Source organism: Bacillus sp. UNC437CL72CviS29 (assembly GCF_000482345.1).
Classification (GTDB): Bacteria; Bacillota; Bacilli; order Bacillales; family Bacillaceae_G; genus Bacillus_A; species Bacillus_A arachidis.
Genome location: NZ_AXVB01000006.1, coordinates 20,176 through 38,246, shown reverse-complemented (window position 1 = coordinate 38,246; position 18,071 = coordinate 20,176). Strand labels below are relative to the sequence as shown.

17 protein-coding genes and 3 pseudogenes are annotated in these 18,071 nt (G+C 33.8%); 12 read left to right on the top strand and 8 right to left on the bottom strand.

What is annotated here, in order from left to right; genetic code table 11:
- Window positions 1–90: 90 nt before the first annotated feature.
- From M014_RS0107455 to M014_RS0107430, 5 genes are all read left to right on the top strand, one after another.
- On the top strand, window positions 91–2,028 hold the full coding sequence (locus tag M014_RS0107455; protein ID WP_026591154.1) for an ATP-dependent DNA helicase: 1,938 nt from the start codon (window positions 91–93) through the stop codon (window positions 2,026–2,028).
- A gap of 99 nt (window positions 2,029–2,127) precedes the next feature.
- Window positions 2,128–3,645, top strand: coding sequence for a carboxypeptidase M32 (locus M014_RS0107450; protein ID WP_026591153.1), 1,518 nt, complete (start codon window positions 2,128–2,130; stop codon window positions 3,643–3,645).
- Window positions 3,646–3,732: 87 nt separating this feature from the next.
- Entirely contained in the window at window positions 3,733–4,212 is a 480-nt protein-coding gene (locus M014_RS0107440) for a GNAT family N-acetyltransferase (protein WP_026591152.1), read from the top strand.
- 98 nt (window positions 4,213–4,310) lie between these two features.
- Window positions 4,311–5,285 (top strand): SMI1/KNR4 family protein, encoded by a 975-nt coding sequence (locus M014_RS0107435; RefSeq protein ID WP_231503917.1) that lies wholly within the window; start codon window positions 4,311–4,313, stop codon window positions 5,283–5,285.
- A 66-nt stretch (window positions 5,286–5,351) separates the two neighbouring features.
- Window positions 5,352–5,777, top strand: a complete 426-nt coding sequence (locus tag M014_RS0107430; RefSeq protein WP_026591150.1) for a hypothetical protein — start codon at window positions 5,352–5,354, stop codon at window positions 5,775–5,777.
- A 48-nt stretch (window positions 5,778–5,825) separates the two neighbouring features.
- Here the strand turns inward: M014_RS0107430 and M014_RS0107425 are convergent, their stop codons facing one another.
- The 5 genes from M014_RS0107425 to M014_RS0107395 all read right to left on the bottom strand — a co-directional run bounded on the left by M014_RS0107425 (window position 5,826) and on the right by M014_RS0107395 (window position 9,858).
- On the bottom strand, window positions 5,826–7,475 hold the full coding sequence (locus M014_RS0107425; protein ID WP_026591149.1) for a b(o/a)3-type cytochrome-c oxidase subunit 1: 1,650 nt from the start codon (window positions 7,473–7,475) through the stop codon (window positions 5,826–5,828).
- Complete coding sequence (locus M014_RS0107420; RefSeq protein WP_026591148.1) at window positions 7,472–7,945, bottom strand: cytochrome c oxidase subunit II; 474 nt, start codon at window positions 7,943–7,945, stop codon at window positions 7,472–7,474. Before M014_RS0107420 ends, M014_RS0107425 begins: the two co-directional genes overlap by 4 nt.
- Before the next feature lie 30 nt (window positions 7,946–7,975).
- Window positions 7,976–8,122, bottom strand: a complete 147-nt coding sequence (locus M014_RS29120) for a cytochrome c oxidase subunit 2A (protein WP_090691183.1) — start codon at window positions 8,120–8,122, stop codon at window positions 7,976–7,978.
- Window positions 8,123–8,535: 413 nt separating this feature from the next.
- Window positions 8,536–8,643 (bottom strand): YjcZ family sporulation protein, encoded by a 108-nt coding sequence (locus tag M014_RS28045; RefSeq protein ID WP_000505670.1) that lies wholly within the window; start codon window positions 8,641–8,643, stop codon window positions 8,536–8,538.
- Between the two features lie 861 nt (window positions 8,644–9,504).
- A complete protein-coding gene (locus M014_RS0107395; protein WP_026591146.1) occupies window positions 9,505–9,858 on the bottom strand; it encodes a hypothetical protein in 354 nt (117 codons plus the stop codon).
- 251 nt (window positions 9,859–10,109) lie between these two features.
- Here M014_RS0107395 and hfq point away from each other — a divergent pair, with 251 nt between their 5' ends.
- On the top strand, window positions 10,110–10,298 hold the full coding sequence (gene hfq / locus M014_RS0107390; protein WP_026591145.1) for an RNA chaperone Hfq: 189 nt from the start codon (window positions 10,110–10,112) through the stop codon (window positions 10,296–10,298).
- Window positions 10,299–10,731: 433 nt separating this feature from the next.
- On the opposite strand, the gene M014_RS0107385 is transcribed toward hfq, so the two are convergent.
- Both M014_RS0107385 and M014_RS26600 read right to left on the bottom strand, forming a co-directional pair.
- A complete protein-coding gene (locus tag M014_RS0107385) occupies window positions 10,732–12,405 on the bottom strand; it encodes a M4 family metallopeptidase (RefSeq protein WP_026591144.1) in 1,674 nt (557 codons plus the stop codon).
- Between the two features lie 473 nt (window positions 12,406–12,878).
- Window positions 12,879–13,562: pseudogene (locus M014_RS26600) on the bottom strand (IS6 family transposase).
- Window positions 13,563–13,628: 66 nt separating this feature from the next.
- Between M014_RS26600 and M014_RS26595 the strand changes: the two are divergent.
- The 5 genes and pseudogenes from M014_RS26595 to M014_RS0107350 all read left to right on the top strand — a co-directional run.
- Window positions 13,629–14,155 (top strand): annotated as a pseudogene (locus M014_RS26595) (acyl-ACP desaturase); the annotation flags it as partial.
- A 216-nt stretch (window positions 14,156–14,371) separates the two neighbouring features.
- The gene (locus tag M014_RS0107365; RefSeq protein WP_026591143.1) at window positions 14,372–14,833 is read left to right on the top strand and encodes a CarD family transcriptional regulator; all 462 of its coding nucleotides are present in this window, start codon (window positions 14,372–14,374) and stop codon (window positions 14,831–14,833) included.
- Between the two features lie 553 nt (window positions 14,834–15,386).
- Entirely contained in the window at window positions 15,387–15,524 is a 138-nt protein-coding gene (locus M014_RS29115) for a BC1881 family protein (protein WP_035414715.1), read from the top strand.
- A gap of 297 nt (window positions 15,525–15,821) precedes the next feature.
- Entirely contained in the window at window positions 15,822–16,055 is a 234-nt protein-coding gene (locus tag M014_RS0107355) for a hypothetical protein (protein WP_026591142.1), read from the top strand.
- A 239-nt stretch (window positions 16,056–16,294) separates the two neighbouring features.
- The gene (locus M014_RS0107350) at window positions 16,295–16,528 is read left to right on the top strand and encodes a YuzF family protein (RefSeq protein ID WP_026591141.1); all 234 of its coding nucleotides are present in this window, start codon (window positions 16,295–16,297) and stop codon (window positions 16,526–16,528) included.
- Window positions 16,529–16,565: 37 nt separating this feature from the next.
- Here the strand turns inward: M014_RS0107350 and M014_RS0107345 are convergent, their stop codons facing one another.
- On the bottom strand, window positions 16,566–16,871 hold the full coding sequence (locus M014_RS0107345) for a hypothetical protein (RefSeq protein WP_026591140.1): 306 nt from the start codon (window positions 16,869–16,871) through the stop codon (window positions 16,566–16,568).
- Between the two features lie 599 nt (window positions 16,872–17,470).
- On the opposite strand from M014_RS0107345, the pseudogene M014_RS26585 reads away from it, so the two are divergent.
- Window positions 17,471–17,968 (top strand): annotated as a pseudogene (locus M014_RS26585) (DinB family protein).
- Window positions 17,969–18,071 lie beyond the last annotated feature (103 nt).

The following is an 18,071-nucleotide window of genomic DNA, read 5'->3' as shown; positions in this document are numbered from 1 at the left end:
TATGTATTACAACAGGGGAAAGCAACTGCTATTTAGAAATAGCAGTTGCTATATCTTTTTATAGAAAAACTTTTTGGTTGGAGGCTGAGGATGTTTACTGAGAAGAGATTACCATTTGAAGTAGGGAAACAAGATAATTTTTATGATAAGTTGAATGAGTGGATTGGAGATGTGTTTTACGACATCCTCCCGGAAAAAGGTTTTGAAGAACGCGATGAACAAATTTTTATGGCGTTTCAATTAGAACGCGCGTTTCAAGAGAAAAAAGTAATGTTCGCAGAAGCGGGTGTAGGAACGGGTAAAACGATTGTATATCTTTTATATGCAATTTGTTATGCGCGTTATACAGGAAAGCCAGCTATTATTGCTTGTGCAGACGAAACGCTAATTGAGCAGCTTGTGAAAGAAGAAGGAGACATTGCGAAATTATCAGAAGCATTAGGGTTATCTGTTGATGTACGTCTAGCGAAATCAATGGATAATTATTTATGTTTACGTAAACTTGAAGATGTAATGAGTGGACGAGCTCCAGAAGTAATTGAAGATCTATATTATGAATTACCTCAGTTTGTATTTGATCATGGAACGATGCAAAACTTTACGCATTACGGTGATCGAAAAGAGTTTCCACTATTAAATGACGAAGAATGGTCAAAAGTATCATGGGATTATTTCCAAGATTGTTTCACATGTGATTCTCGTCATCGTTGTGGTCAAACGCTCTCTCGTGAACACTACCGTAAAGCAGCAGATTTAATTATTTGTTCTCAAGATTTCTATATGGATCATATTTGGACATATGATGCTCGTAAGCGTGAAGGACAAATGCCACTTTTACCAGAAAGTAGCTGTGTTGTCTTTGATGAAGGACATCTTGTTGAGTATGCAGCGCAAAAAGCACTAACTTACCGTTTAAAACAAACGATGATGGAACAACTCTTAACAAGGTTATTACAAAATGATATTCGCGAAGAGTTTGCTCATTTAGTTGAAGAAACAATTTGGCAAACAGAGCGATTCTTTGATGTTTTACAAGAGAATAAAAAAGAAATTGCTGGTTCAGATCGTCTAGAAATAACTGTGACAGAAAAAGTAACTGCTGAGGCGAAACGACTCTATGCGAAAATCGCGGAAGTCGGTGATGCATTAGTATTTGAAAGCGAAATGTATACAGTAAACACATACGATTTAAATATCGTTGACGAGCACTTAGATGTACTAGAACATTCACTTCGTCTTTTCATGCATGAGAAAAATGTAATTACATGGGGAGAAGAAGGCGATGGTGCATTCACGTTAGTTATTATGCCGCGTGCAGTAGAAGAAGTACTACAGGAGAAAGTATTCTCAAAAAAAATTCCGTATATTTTCTCTTCTGCTACACTATCTGAAAATGATTCGTTTGCATTTACAGCAAATAGTTTAGGTGTAAAAGATTATTTATCATTCTCAGTAGCTTCTCCATTTGACTATGAAGAGCAAATGAAAGTGTACTTACCATCGTATAACCAGGAAAATGAATGGGAACGAAAATGTCAGTATACGCTTGAAAACATTCAAAAAACAAATGGACGTACGCTTGTATTATTCCGTACAACAGGGGAGCTTGCAGCGTTCAAAGAATATGTGAATAAAGAGCAAATGTCTGTTCCGTTCTTATATGAAGGAGACCAAGAAATTAGTCAGCTTGTTTCACGTTTCCAAAATGAAGAAGAGACTGTACTTTGTGCGGTTCACTTATGGGAAGGTTTAGATATTCCAGGTTCTTCACTATCACATGTGATTATTTGGTCACTTCCATTCCCTCCAAACGATCCTGTGTTTGAAGCGAAACGTAAGCACGTTAATGATCCGTTTTGGGATGTAGATGTACCGTATATGATTTTACGTCTTCGTCAAGGAATTGGACGCTTAATTCGTACAAGTGAAGATAAAGGTGTTATTTCGTTATTCTTATCAGAAGATGAAAATGAAAAAGTTATAGAAGTTGTAAAAAAAGTACTTCCAGTAGAAGGTAAAGTATTGTAAAAGCTTGGCATTTGCTGAGCTTTTTTTCTTTTTAGCAGAAAAGGACTTTATATCTTTATGTCGAAATATAGGTGAGATAGAAAAAGGAGGCAATACAATATGACGATCGCTACATATGAAATTGAAAAAGAATTTTTAGCATACGTGAAAAAGATAGAAAATTATGGAGAAGCATTGAGTCTGATATTTTGGGATTTGCGTACAGGTGCGCCGAAGAAAGGTGTGGATCAGCGCTCTGAGGTAATAGGGATGCTTTCGTCAGAGGTGTTTTCATTATCGACTTCTGATGAGATGGGAAGATACTTAAAAGAATTAGAACAGTTAATTGCAGATAATAAAATTTCTGAAACAACGAAGAAAATTGTAGAAGAATGCCGCAAAGAATATGATCGAAATAAAAAAATTCCACAGGCCGAGTATGAAGAGTTTGTCAAATTACAAGCAAAATCGGAAAGTGTTTGGGGAGAAGCACGTGAAAAATCTGATTTTGAAATGTTCCGACCATACTTAGAAAAAATTGTTGAATATAAGAAGAAATTTATTGCATATTGGGGTTATGACACTTATAAATATAATACGCTTTTAGACATGTATGAGCCAGGAGTTAAAGTAGAAGTATTAGACCATGTGTTTGGACAACTACGTGAGCGGATTGTTCCGCTTGTAAAAGAAATTGCTGACTCAAATAAAAAATTAAAAACAAATGCTTTATTTGAGCATTTTTCAAAAGAACAACAAAAGAATTTCACTTTAGAGTTACTAAAACAATTAAATTATAATTTCGAGGCTGGCCGTCTAGACGAAACAATACATCCCTTCGAAATTACATTAAATAGAGGGGATGTTCGCATTACGACTCGTTATGACGAGAAGGATTTCCGGATGGCAGTTTTCGGAACAATTCATGAATGTGGACATGCTGTATATGAACAAAATATCTCAGAAGAATTAGAAGGAACGCCACTTTGCAGTGGTACGTCGATGGGAATTCACGAATCGCAATCACTATTCTTTGAAAACTTTATTGGGCGTAATAAATCGTTCTGGAAGAAAAATTATGATGTATTGAAACAATTTAGCGATGGGCAGTTTGAAAATATGTCTGTAGATGAATTTTATGATGCTATTAATGAATCAAAACCTTCCTTTATACGTATTGAGGCAGATGAACTCACATATCCGCTTCACGTTATGGTTCGTTATGAACTGGAGAAGGAATTATTTGATGGAACATTGGAAGTCAAGGACTTGCCGGCAGCGTGGAATGATAAAATGGAAAGTTATTTAGGTATCCGTCCAGAAACGGATGCACAAGGTGTGCTACAAGATGTACATTGGTCAGATGGATCGTTTGGCTACTTCCCATCTTATGCGCTTGGTTATATGTACGCAGCGCAATTTAAACATAAGATGCTAGAAGAAATTCCTAACTTCGATGCATTGCTAGAAGAAGGAAATGTGACGCCAATTCGTGAATGGCTTACAAAAAATATTCACCAGTATGGTAAAACAAAAAAACCATTACAAATATTAGAAGATATAACAGGTGAAGGGCTAAATGCGAATTATTTAGCTGATTATTTAGAGGCGAAATATAAAGAGATTTATGGGTTATAAAAAAGAGAAGGAGCTGCTTTTATGTGCAGCTTCTTTTTCTGGATTAACATTTTACTGTATATGTGCGTTACTTAAGGAGGAGGAAGAGTGAATTATACTTTTGAAGTGATGACACAAGATCAGGCAGAGGATATTGCATACAATTGGCATTATGAAGGGGAATATTCTTTTTATGACTTGGAAGCAGATCAAGAAGATTTAGCTGAGTTTTTAGACCCTAACATACGCGAAGAAACCACATTTGCTGTTAGTGAGAATAATAAGCTTGTTGGTTTTTTTAGTTTTCATAAAATAGATATACATACAGTAGATATTGGCCTTGGAATGAAACCGAGTATAACAGGAGATGGGTTAGGAGCAGATTTTGTACAGGCTGGCTTAGTGTTTTGTAAGGGGAAATACAAACCGCGGTATATAACATTATCAGTGGCAACATTTAATCAAAGGGCAATTAATGTTTATAAGAAAGCAGGATTTGAAGCAGTTGGAACTTTTATTCAAGAGACAAATGGAAGTCGCTTTGAATTTTTAAAAATGATGTATGTGACTATATGTCTATCAAGATAACATAGTTTTGAAACGGTTTGTTTAGTAGTGATATATGTTTTTTTATGGATTCTATCGTATGTAAAAAATACATTTTTTGAAATTTAGGGGGGATGAAAGTGGGTTGTTTTGATAATTTCGATTTTAATAACTTTTGGGATGACAGCGAATATGCAAGAGATGAATATATTTCTGAATATCCTACAGATGAAATGATTTCTAAACTAGAAAATGAATTAGGATATAAGCTACCTGAATCTTATATTTGGTTAATGAAGAAGTATAATGGGGGAATTCCGATAAACGATTGTTTTCCTACAGATATTCCTACAAGTTGGGCAGAGGATCATGTTGCTATAACTGGTATTTATGGTATTGGATATAAAAAAAGTTCTTCATTAGGTGGAGAATTTGGTAGTGAATTTTGGATTGAAGAATGGGGATATCCTGAAATAGGAGTAGCTATTTGTGATTGTCCTTCGGCTGGACACGATATGATATTTCTTGATTATAGGGAGTGCGGCCCAAAAGGAGAGCCTTGTGTTGTGCATATCGATCAAGAATATGATTATAAAATTACATGGTTAGCAAAAGACTTTGAGAGTTTTATTAGAGGGCTTGTAAATGGAGAAGTTTATGATGATAGCGAACAAATCAGGGAAGAATATTTAGAAATGGCGAAGAATGCAAAGTTTTCACCGAATTTATTAGAAATTTCCGCAGATATAGATGAGATACCGGAACTTGAAAGAAAAATTAGAACGCTTTCTACTGAAATAATTGAAGAGAAAGGGCACTTTTCACTTCATGCTGATGAAAAGTCAATGCTACTATATGATTTGCAATTCTGGTTATATACTCGCCAGTTTAAAAAAGTTTCGAAAGAAAAATATTTTGAAGATTATTCTCAAATTATGGCATGTGCTGGAAAACGGGGAGAGTATATCTTCAGTTGTGGCGGATATGCACCCGCGTTTATAGAGGATTGGTTAGAGCAACGTATACAAGAAAAAGTAATTGTAAATAAAAATGGAGAAATATGCTTTACTTCAGAAGCTACAAGGTCGGTAATCAAAAAAATGAATACAATATGATTTTTTATTATAGGGGACTCACCAGATTGTTCGATTTTATGAAAAAGCAAGAGTAGGAGAAGGGGTATGGAGGACATTAATAGATTTTTGAATAACTTTTCAAAATTTAATTCAGATGAATATGTGATGAATTACTATGAATTTGTTATTCTAGCATCAAATAAAGATGAAGATATTAAAAATTTATTCGAAAAGTTTCCAGATGTATATAAAGTTGAGTTAAAATTAAATAAATGGAAGGAAGCGTTTTTGAGGCAATACCCCAGTAGTGAAATATATTGGTTTGGGAAGTTTCCAGAAGGATATGAATTAAGTGGCCTTACACCAAAACAATATTTAATAGAACTTTTATTAGAGGAATTTAAACAAGAACCAGATGAGGTTTATTTAGTTCAAGTAGAACCAAATGGTTATTATGCTTGTAGCTCAGAAGAATACATTTTTAAAATAGAGAAAGGAATATATTTATTAAGCCTGCAGGTGCATGATTAAATAGCTATTCTCGAAATAAAGCAGAGGGGATTCCCCTCTGCTTTTCACTTACCATAATTTAAAGCCTTTCGAACCAGGCGGAGCATTTTGAATCATATCAATAAATGGAATGGTATAAGCGAATAAAATAAGTAGCGCTGTAATGCCAATCCAAAGTTTCCAATTATCGAAAGCCATCGGTGTCCGTTCAGAGGCATCCGCTACTTCACCGATTGGGAACTCTGTTTGACCTTTTGGTGCAAAGAAGACAAGATCTAAATAAATAATAATCGCTATTACGATTCCAACAAATAAAATCGCTCCTCCGACTGCTTGCGCAATTTGATAGGGAATCCATTCAAGTGCTTGTTGTGAATTTCCATATGTAGAAAATGCAGAGCGACGAGGTGCTCCGAGTAGTCCAGCAAAGTGCATACCAGCAGACATAAAGAACATACCGATAGCCCACACGCAAGTTTGGATGATAGCAAGGCGGTTCATTTCTTTTGTCATGACGCGTCCTGTTAAATGTGGAACGAGCCAATAACCAATTCCAAAGAACGTTAATACAACCGAAGTCGCTAATGTTAAATGGAAATGTCCAGTTACCCATACAGTGTTATGAACAACTTGATTGAGTTGGTTACTTGCATTAACAAGACCGCCGGCACCAGCTGGTATGAACATAAGCATACCGACGAATGGGGCGAAAAATCTAGCATCTCCCCATGGAAGCATACGAAGCCATCCAAATAGTCCAGTAGCTCCTTTAGAACGGCCGAACTGTTCAAAGGTTGCAAATAAAGAGAAGGCCGTCATTAAAGATGGAATAACAACCATAAATGTTAAGACAACTTGTAAGTATTTCCACCCTGGGTCAATACCTGGTTCAGTTAATTGATGGTGGAATCCTACAGGCATAGAAAATAGTAAAAATAGAATAAATGACAACCGAGCTAGTGAATCACTGAAAATTTTACCACCAATAATTTTCGGTATAATGACATACCAAGCCATATAAGCGGGAAGAAGCCAAAAATAAACGAGTGGATGACCGAAGTACCAAAATAGTGTTCGGCTGACCAAAACATCGATTTTATCAACTAAACCTAAGCTCCATGGAATAAATTGAATAAGTGCTGCAGCTGCAACGCCAAGAGTTGCAACAAGCCATAGCGCCATTGTTACAACAGCCATAAAGCTTAACAGGGGACCTATCTTTCCTTTGTTGTGTTTTTTCCATGTACGATACTGAGCAAACATTGCAAAGCCGCTGAACCAACTTCCAACAATAACTAGGGTAAGTCCGATATAAAATCCAGGGTGTGCTTTTAATGGAGCATAGAATGTATAGAGTACAGTAGCTTTATTGAGTAGAATAAAAATAGCGGTGATTGTTGTCCCTATTGTCATAAGCCAAAAACCAATCCAGCCTGTTTTTCGAACACCTTTTGATAGGACACCCGTTGTTTTACTCATACAAGCAAATAAGAAGCCAATAATGAAGAACGTTGTTAATACAAGTCCGAGTAAAACGCCATGTGTTGTTAATACTTGATAGTAGCCAATCCCAGCAGGTAAATTGAATTTACCTGAACGAACGAGAACTTGCAGTAAGCCACATATTCCACCTAGAAAAAGAGCAATAAATGCGACATGTATATGAGCCATAGCTAATTTTGCATCTCGTTTACTTATTTTATCTTGCAGTGCAATCATTTTTCTGTCACCTCCACTTTCGCGCTCATCATATGATGACCAGTACCACAATACTCATTACAAACAATTAAATACTCTCCAGCTTTTTGAAATACTTGTGAAGCTGTGCTTACATAGCCAGGCTCAATCATCATATTGACGTTTGTACCTGCGATTTCAAACCCATGTACAACATCTTTTGTCGCAACAACAAAATCTACTTTTGCACCTTTTGGTACTTTAATTGTATTTGGTGTAAAAGAAAAAGCTTGTGAGACAATCGTAACTTGATAATGATTTTTTCCAACTTGTTTCACACCGGGTTGATCAAATGGTGCGGTTGCATGAACTTTTTCTGGGTCAATTGTAGTTAAACAACTCGGTGGTTTGTTTCCCATATAAAAAGCACTAATTCCTAAAATAGCCAAAAATACGAACAGTGAGCCGACACCGAAAATGAGCCAAATTTTTTCGTATTTATGTAAGTGCATATCCCCATCTCTCCTTAAAAAAACAATGTGTTATAAACGATTGACAAAAATTTGATAGACGCTAAACCAAGTGAAAATAATGAAAAATCCAACAAAAAAAACAGAGATTAATGTACCTTTTAATGAATTTTTTTCATTACTTTCTGATTGTTGCTGATGCAGTTTATGCTCACCCATGATACCCCTCCTTGGATAAATGAAATCTTACAATTTTATAATACAAAAAATTTAGACAATTTCATCACGTCCGAATATGCTTTCAAAAAGTGTTCATTAATACAATAAAAACTATGTCTATGATGAGAACTTATAAAGCCGCGAATTCTTATACATTTTGGGATATTAATTTGTGAAAAAAATGTGAAATAAAGGCTCTTTTGAAATGGTTGAGAAGGGGGTGTAGGATCATACCCATCAACTTAAGAAAAGTAAACACCCCCAAAACGAAAAAAACAGCCGACTTCTCAAAATAACTAACTATAGAGAAAGAAAATTTTCATTTTGGGGGTACTTCAAAATTTTAGCTTGATGGGCATGGGGTACCGCATAAAGAAAAGACACCCATAAGAGTGTCTTTTCTGATAGTTTTTTTAGCAGAAGCAAGCAGCTCCAACTATGATCAATAATATAAAGAGGACAACGAGTAAAGCGAATCCTCCAGCAAAGCCACAGCCTCCACAACTACCACCAAAGCCCATAAAATAGTTCCTCCTTTTGATAAGAGGGGGAAACGTTGGGTCATTCATGTGTTTTCACGGTTTACATTACCTTATGTTTTTAAATGATATATGAGCAGGTCCTTTTGAAAAAAGAAAAGACACTCTAAGATTTCTTTCTCCGACTTGAACAACTTGAGGTACCGCCAGCATTTCGAAACCCCCCCACGCTAAACAAAAAATAAAATGAGCCGTCCATTTGGACAGCTCATTTACATAATTATCGTTATTGGAAGTTGAAACTTTTTATTCTTTGCTGGGACTACCGCCGAGATACCTTAAAATAAAGATTGCTTTATATGAGATCCAACATCTTTTGATTTTTTATCCCCATATTTTAGCGATAAAACTAATTCCCCACAGAATGTATGCGAATTGTGACAATATATACATTAGAAGCTCAAAACGGGTAAATTTTCTTTCTAATTTAATTTTCCTTAAATATATATATAAACAAAATGCAGATAAAACTAGTAATATTTCAGAAGCGTTATTTACATTTTCTAACATATTAATACGCATTCAACCCCTTGCAACAAATTGTAAAATATAACCTAAAATTACCATAAAAATTATTTGAATAGAAGTTTAATTATTGTTTAATGAAAAATTAAAAAAGAATCAAAGAAAGAAGAATAAAGGGTACAGAAACGATTTTGGTAATGAGGGGCCACTCTGTGGTTTAATTACAAATTAAACAGAACTTTATTCAAGTTCTTTTAATCTACGATACAGAACCTAAACAATCATGTAAGCATCCAAATAGGTTGCTTTTTTCTCTGTTAGGGATACAATTTCGCTTTAGTTAAATGGTGATTGGCGACTTCCTAACAAAAAATTAGTTTAGTATTTTTTAAACCGTATTAAATATATAACTATTTTAATACCATAAAAGAGTATTGCAATGGTCATTATTTTTCCAAAAATTTTTATCGTTAATTCTAAAAGAGCACCTTGTTTAAATGCTTTCTTTAGAATGAATTCAAATAGAAGTCCAAATACAACAATTATAGCTAAAAAAATTAATAAGGAAACTATTTTACTGGAATACGTAGTCGCATTAAAAATAAGATATTCTGGAAAGATGACAAAATCTATTACAGGGCTTAATGTGTTACATATTTGATTATCACATATGTCTGTAATAGAAGTTGATTCTATTATGGATTCAACTAATTTTTCAATTAATTTTTTCATGCCTTCTCCTTTTAAATCTATGCAAAATTGTTAATATAATAATGCTCTCTAAATACTGACCTATAATAAAATAATAACAAAAAAGTAAAAAAATTCAAATTAGATAAAAATTGATTTCGATTAAAAGATGTATGTTTTCATTCAATGCGCCTACTACTTTTCCTTCATTAATCCCTCCTAATACGATACTTAATAACAATACATTTAGCTGAAGTATGGTACCATGATGTAAAAGGGGGATGAGAATATCAATGCAAAATATACAAAATGGGTACTATGAACAATTGAAAAATAAAAAAGAAAAAGTGTTGGTCATTTTTAAAAATGGTTTTCGAGTTTCTGGTCAAATACTTGGTATTGATAGATTTACAATTTTATTGATGGTGAACGGTAAACAGCAATTAATTTATAAAACGGCTATTTCCACCATTACTACATAATACATAAGAACAGAATATAGAATCGACTTTGTTCTCAATGAAAGAGTTGCTTTTGATATATACGCACATTAGGCCCACGGCAACGATTCTTTATGCTACAATTTGTGATACCTATGATTTCTATTACATCTTGGGATTGGAATTCAATGAAGATATCGGATTTAAGGAAAGCAATCAAAGATTACAAACGACCGGCAAATATTTATGAGAATTGTCCCTGTAATAGTGGAAAAAATATAAGTTTTGTTGTATGAACAAAGAAATTGAGTTGGATATATAAAACCGAGATACTCCCATTTTTTCGGTTTGGGTATATCTCGGTTTTGTTAACTTGCTGGCGGTGTTTCCGTACCCCTAATACAGTGAAAAAAGGACACCTCGCCAGATACTCCTAGCAAGTTTGTCCTTTTTCACTCTTCTATCAATGAAACTATTAGTTTACTCCTACGTCATTCCAAGCTTTTTGCACAGCTTGATATGTTGCACTATTAACGCCATCGTAATCAGCGGCAGATTGTAATAAAGCAGCACGTGCTTTGCTGAAATCACTTGTTGGTGTAAGGTACGTTGTTAAAGCACGGTAATAGATTTTTTCTGCTTTTTCTTTACCAATAGCAGTAATGGTTAAATAAGCAGCTTTATTTGGAATACCGCTATTGATATGTACGCCGCCATTGTCTCCTTCCTCTGTTTCTGGTAAATATTGATAGTTATTCATATGAGTAGGTTGGCCATACTTTTCAGGATTTGATAAGCTGCGAAGTGCATCTCCTGCAACTCTTGGCGTATATACAGCTTCTCCTAAATCCCAGTTGGTTGGATCAACAAAATATCCAAATACATCAGAAAAAGATTCATTTAGTGCCCCGGATTGACTTAGGTACTCAAGATTAGCTGATTTTTCAGTTACCGCATGTGTTAGTTCGTGTGCAACAACATCAAGTGAACCTGACAGCGGTGCGAATTCAACACCATCACCATCTCCATAAACCATTTGTTGTCCATTCCAAAATGCATTATTGTACTTGGTTCCAAAATTGATTCCAGAACGAATTGTTGCACCGTTTCCGTCAAAACTATTGCGGTTATGAACATTTTTATAATAATCATATACTTTTCCTGCATTAAAATGAGCATCAACTGCAGGACCTTGGCTCTTATCTACCCAAGCATTATCCGCATCGAATAGAGAGTAATTAGTTGGATTTTGCCAATTAGTAGCATTTTTAACTGTATTTGTAACAATAAAGCCACCGTTCATCGGCTTTGTTGTGTCTTTTAAATAGTATTTTCCATATTGACTGCTGTAAGTTGTATTCAGGCTTTTTCGATCCCCAAATACGCCGTTACCATAGCCTTTTTGCGGAGTATCTGCATCTGTAACTGCATTATATGACTTTACAATTGTTCCATCTACTGCGTTTACATAGATTTGCCAGTTTGCTCCATAAGGTTTAACGAATTGTAATTGTACTTTATAAGCTAAGTAATAATTCCCGTCTTTTTCATAAATAACTAAATCTGCTTTTTCATTTGTAGAGTTTGCTTGTTCTTTTATTTGTTCTAACGGAGTCCCATTTGTTTCTACCAGTGTATCTTTTTTTGCTAGATTAATATGTTTCCATGCACTTGAAATGGCAGTTTCTTTTGAAATCTTTGCCTTTGTATTTCCTTTCAAACGGTCAGCGGCAGCAGGATGTACGTCTCCGTTTACTGTTGTTACTTTTCCATCACGATTTGTATGAACAATGAAACGTGCCCCATCAACTGGAACTTTATTAATAGATTGAATGTACACATAATGTTTCATTCCTAAATCATCTGACTTTACTTCTTTCAGTGTTAAGTCAGTTTGTGGGTTGATTTTAAATAATTCTTTATTTTCTTCAAGGAACAATTTTACTGCCTTTTCTGAATCGACCTTTTTATCAGATAATTCACCTGAAAGGAAGGATGGATTTCCTTTTTCATCATTCCACTGTTTTTGAACGACTTCCATTTTGTTCAAAGCTTCTTGCTGTGATACTTGTTCGGCTGCAAAGGCACTTGAAAATGGAGCGCCTAAAACCATTCCGGTTGCTAGTAATGTAACGACGGATTTCTTCATTTTTTCTTCTCCTTTGTTTTTACACCCTGTTTTAAACAGAATATTTATATTTTTTGAAAATTATATTTTTATATATACATCCTGTAAAGGTAGGAGACTGTAAAAAATGGGAAATGATTCAAATTATTCCGGTTTGTTTACTTACATTTTGGTTGTACAAGACCTTAAACTGTTGAGTTTTCTAGGTTTTCATAATGAATATGCAATTTTGCATATTATATAAATATAAATTGAGAAATATAGATTTTATAAAAAAGTCAAATGATGGTTTAAGCGAGAAGGGGAATCAAATATCATTTAATAATTAGTTAACTACACAATCGAATTATGGGTACGGAAACGATTCATGGAATGAGGGGCAACTATGGAAAATAAATACAAAATTAAGAGTGTCACTTTAGGAGATAATTTGCACGGTTCTGTTGCAAAGTTTCCGAAGACATAAAGAGATGGGGGAATATTGTGGACCAGTTTTATGAAACTATTAATAATTCATGTAATGCGTTATACGTCGAAAAAACGAAGTTTGGTTGAAGACTTCGTTTTTGTTTGTATATAGCATGAACAGTTTCTATACCTTTAGCAGTTCGTGAGGCATGGCGAAGACTTTGAAATCCTAAAGAACGGGAGCGACGTTTCACATGTCGGTGATCTTGCTCAATGATATTATTGAGGTACTTGATTGTACGATGAAAGGTATTTTTGTAAAGACCTATCTCCTTTAATTTTTTGAATGCGGAAGCTAAAGAAGGGGCCTTATCTGTCGTCAGAACCGTTGGTTCTCCAAAAGTTCGAACAAGTCTTTTCATAAAGGCATATGCTGCTTGTGTGTCCCGTTTTTGACGAAGTTGAATATCAAGTGTTTGCCCCTCTTTATCAATTGCTCGATATAAATAACACCCTTTCCCTTTCACCTTGATATAGGTTTAATCCAAACGCCAAGATAACAATGTATTTTTGTTTTTCTTCTTCCAAATGTGATAGATAAGATTTCCATATTCATGAACCCAGCGCATGATAGTTGTTGGATGAATAGAAATACCACGTTCTTTGAGAATTTCAGACACATCGCGATAACTTAAAGAAAAACGACAATAGTAGCCAACGGCTATTAAAATAATATCCTTTTTGAACTGTTTCCCTTTAAAATATCCCACCTGTGATTCTCCTCGTTTTCTTTTTCGAAAGTGTAGCTTAGTTTAGAAAACTTTGCAAAAGAATCATTAAGAAAGTCAGTCGTTGAGGGTGGATTTGAGCCTGATTTTCATACACCAATCGAAGCCATGACGTATACGACGCTACAAGAACTTGCAACGATGGTGTTTTACAATAATGTCGCTAAGGTTGCAAGTAAGTATGATCCAGATGTTGCTACATTATTACGCCGTCTTGCAAAAGATGAAACTCTTCATTATGCGTTTTATCGAGACGTCATTCGAACACATTTAGAATTGGAACCTAATTATTGCTATCATATTGCCAATATAATTAGAAATTTTAAAATGCCAGGTGCTTTCATGCCTGATTTTGAAAATAGAATGGCTGTGATTGCAAAAGAAGCTAACTATGGACCACTACAATATTTTGATCAAGTACTTGATGTCGTGATTGATTATTGGGGGTTAAAGGGCTTACGACCAATTGCACCTTAGCTGAAAAAGCAAGAATTGAGATTTTGGAGTACCACACAAAATTGAAAAAAATAAGAGATCGATTTGGTCGTTTTCAAGGGAAAACTGATCTACGTTAATGAGTAGCGGTTTCAGAATATGCGCGGGGAAATTTTCCTTCCCTTCATTAGAAATCTGGCACACTCCCTATTCTTTTGGTGCTGTTTTTATTTAATTTGATTTTTAAAGAAAAAGAGATTGACACTAAAAATAATTTTATGATATTATGAAATATTTGATAAAAAACAACATATATGTTAAGCTTAAGAAGGTTACCATATATGGAGGTGGATTATATGTTTCAAATTGGCGATAACATTGTTTATCCAATGCACGGAGCAGGTATAATTGAAGCCATAGAAGAAAAAGAATTCTCAGGGAAAAAACAACAGTATTATGTTATAAAAATGTCAATCAGTAATATGCAAGTCATGATTCCTATGGGTAAAATATTAAGTTCGGGTATACGACCAGTTACTGATATACTTGCATTAGAACACATTATACACATTTTTCAGCATGGAGAATCAGATAAATTATTGCCGTGGAAACAAAGGTATAAAGTGAACACGGACAAAATAAAAACGGGTGAAATACAAGAAGGTGCTGAAGTTGTACGTGATTTAATGCGTATGAAGAAAGAAAAGGCACTTAATACAAGCGAAAAAAAAATGTTGGATAACGCACATGAATTTTTGATTAGTGAACTAGGATTAATTAAAGGAATCACTGAAAATCAAATAAAAAGTTTCTGTTAAGGTTCATTATAGATAATGTATTACACCTCCCGGAAATATCCTGAATTTTTCGGGAAAATGATTATTATCAAAAGTAAATCATTTCAAAGACATTCAATTTCTTCAACTCACTTTTAGAGTAGGAACCTCTTTTGTTATTACTTCAACCTAATCCATTTTTATTATAAAATTTCTTTTACGAACGTTCGAAGTTCCATCAAATAACTAGGTTAAATAGTCACTTGATTTTTGCAATCCTGATTCACACTGGCGCGGACAAGGAGCCGTAAGGATGAAAGAGAGGTAGGGCTTTCATTGTTTTAGGTAATATATTATCTAAGTCATTATTTCTAGAAGAAAAAACAATCAATCTCACTGCTATCTTTAAGAATTTCTTACATCTACTGAGACAGTGAAGAGTAATTGTTTATCTTCTCTACGTAAAATTGATAAACGAACTGGTAAAACCATATGGTTAACTACAAAAATGGTTTCCAGACCAGGAAATCATTTTTAATTTCATTTACATAACAATAGTAAATTAAGCATTAAGAAGGAGTGCACACATGAAAAAATGTTAACAAATGAATTGAGTAATGAATTAAAGAAGCGGGAAGGGATTATTTCTATTACAGTTGAGCCTTATGAAAAAATCGAAGTTGGTGGCATTCGTGTAGATGGACTAGCTGTTATTCTAATTAATCAAGAATAGGTAAAAATAGTTGCATGTAAGGAGAAAAGGATCAGCCTTTAAGAGAAGGGGGGATCCTTTTTGTTTGCTGCAGCTAATATGGGATATACATAACTTTTATCTGATGTGTTGGGGTTAAAAGGAAGGAGAGGGTCGGGATTATCATGGTGGAAAGCTTAATATTGGTAGGATTTCTTTTTACGTTATATAAATTAGTTGATAAAAAAACAAACTAATTATTTAAAACGATAGATTGTTTCCTTTTTAAGGGCGAGATTTATTTGAGAGTGAAATGGATCATTTAAAGGAAGAATTTAGATAGATGCAAGGAAAGAACGCATAAAATACGAGAAGATGTCAAAGAATTATAATCGTATTTATTTAGTTTCGTTTATCCTATTAATTGTACTTGTTTGTAGTAGTGTGATTATCATAGGAGTTGCAGGGGGAAAATATGGAGTGTTTTTATTGTTAGCAATTTTACTTAACGCACGTATTACGAAAGAATCTCAAAAAAAGTATGAGAACTATTCTAATAAAGGGCGTATTTAAAATGATACATATCCTAAAAGGAACAGCCTAGATGTACATTCAAAATATCCCTATATCATCTCCTATTAACTAGTAAAAATAACTTTATATAAATCATTTTTTTAGCAATGTAGAAATAGAAACCGTACCTTAATAAAATGTTATTTCCGTTCCTATAATGAATTATCCTTCTAGCATATTGATAAGATTTATATCATATATTAGGAGAAAGAATGCAAGCTAGAAAGGAGTCTTATAGAATGAGTTATTCGGAAGGAAATAACTTGAGTGAACAACATATGGTAAGTGCACCCAATCCCTACGTATATCAGACATTACAATCAGTAATTGGTAAACATGTGGTTATTGAAACTGTAAGAGGTAATGTAAGAGGAAAGTTAAAAGATGTAAAACCAGATCATTTGCTCATTGAAGATACGATGCCATATATTGTACGCATTCAACAAATTGTATGGATTATGCCAAAACAATAATCAAATTATATCTAATCAGATTTATAAAAAATTAGTGTCATAGTCCACCTAGTAAAAACACAGGGTTATATCTCTGTGTTTCTTCAAATTTCCGTTTTTGAATATATGTTTGAGCATGAATAAGTTCTTCCTGAAGCTCTTTTAATTCTTTCATTGATTCTGATTCAACGGCCATATAAGTAGTAACTAAACTGATCATCATATCCATTTTCTCTACTATATTTTGAATGACTTGTTCAGATTGCTCTTTTTGAGGGTGTTTTATTGCTGTTAATACATCTTCTATATAATTATTCTTTCTTTGCTGGATATCATAAATAAACTGTTTTGTGTTTGAGTTCATTTGTTTTCCCTCCGTTTTGGATATATTTCCATTCTATCATATTTGAATAGAAAATACTGGATTCCCTCAAAATTATGCCTGTCTCATACATCTCCTCAAATATACAAGCAAATTCCTTAATGTACAGGTAACTAATCAAAATATGTAAAATTTGTGTCTAAACGTACAATTTTCTTTTTTGATATGGTGACCCCATGCCCATCAACTTAAGAATTCAGAATTACCCCAAAACGAAAAAATGAGCTTTTTTGTTGCAAGTTAGTACAAAATTTCGTACTGGGGGTACTATAAAATTTTAGCTTAATTGTGAGTTTGAAATAAAGTCACGATGTTTTTAAGAAAGACGCGAGGTTTTGAAAAAAGTTGCGACGTTTCTAAAAAAGATGAACCGAAATGTCTTATTAAAGATGAGATTTCGGTTTTTCTTATTGCACTAACGAGGTTTGATATTGATTTTGAATAAAGCTTGATTATTTATAATGGGAGTTTTCTTAAAGATTGTTGTTTTGTAACTAAAAATACAGATAAGAACGTACGTTTGTTCATTTGGGGTTTTCTGTTATAATTATATTGATTTATCTTAGAAAAGAGGGAGAAAATTGAGTGAGGTAAAAAACATAATTAGTAATTTTAGTCATTATTCATCTTGGTTAAGCACTTTAGAAGAAATCAATGAAACATTATGATCTAAACCGATAGCCGAGGGTAAATGGTCTGTAAGTGAGATAATAGCCCATATTATGAATTGGGATAATTATCTATTAACAGAAATCCTCCCATCTGTTCAAAATGAAAAGGGAATGGAGTTTCCAGATTTTGATACATATAATAAAAAAGCTTCAAGCTACGCAAAATCGGGCATATCACAATCAAAACTTCTTGAAGAAGCAAAAGATACAAGGGAATTACTTGTAAAAGAACTTAACGAATTGCCAACCGAAAAGTTAAAAAATTCATTAACTGCAAACGGTGTAACCCATTGTCCGCATACTGGAACACCTTATTCACTTATATATTTTGTTAAGGAATTTACAGACCACGATAACCACCACAAAAGACAAATTATACAATTCCTAAGGGACAACAACATGGACTAATTCAATCACGGGTTGTAATTATGAATCATGGAAATGGTCAAACTTTTTTATAAAATTTTGTAGTATAGAATAACTAATCCCAATTATTTTGATTAATCTTTCT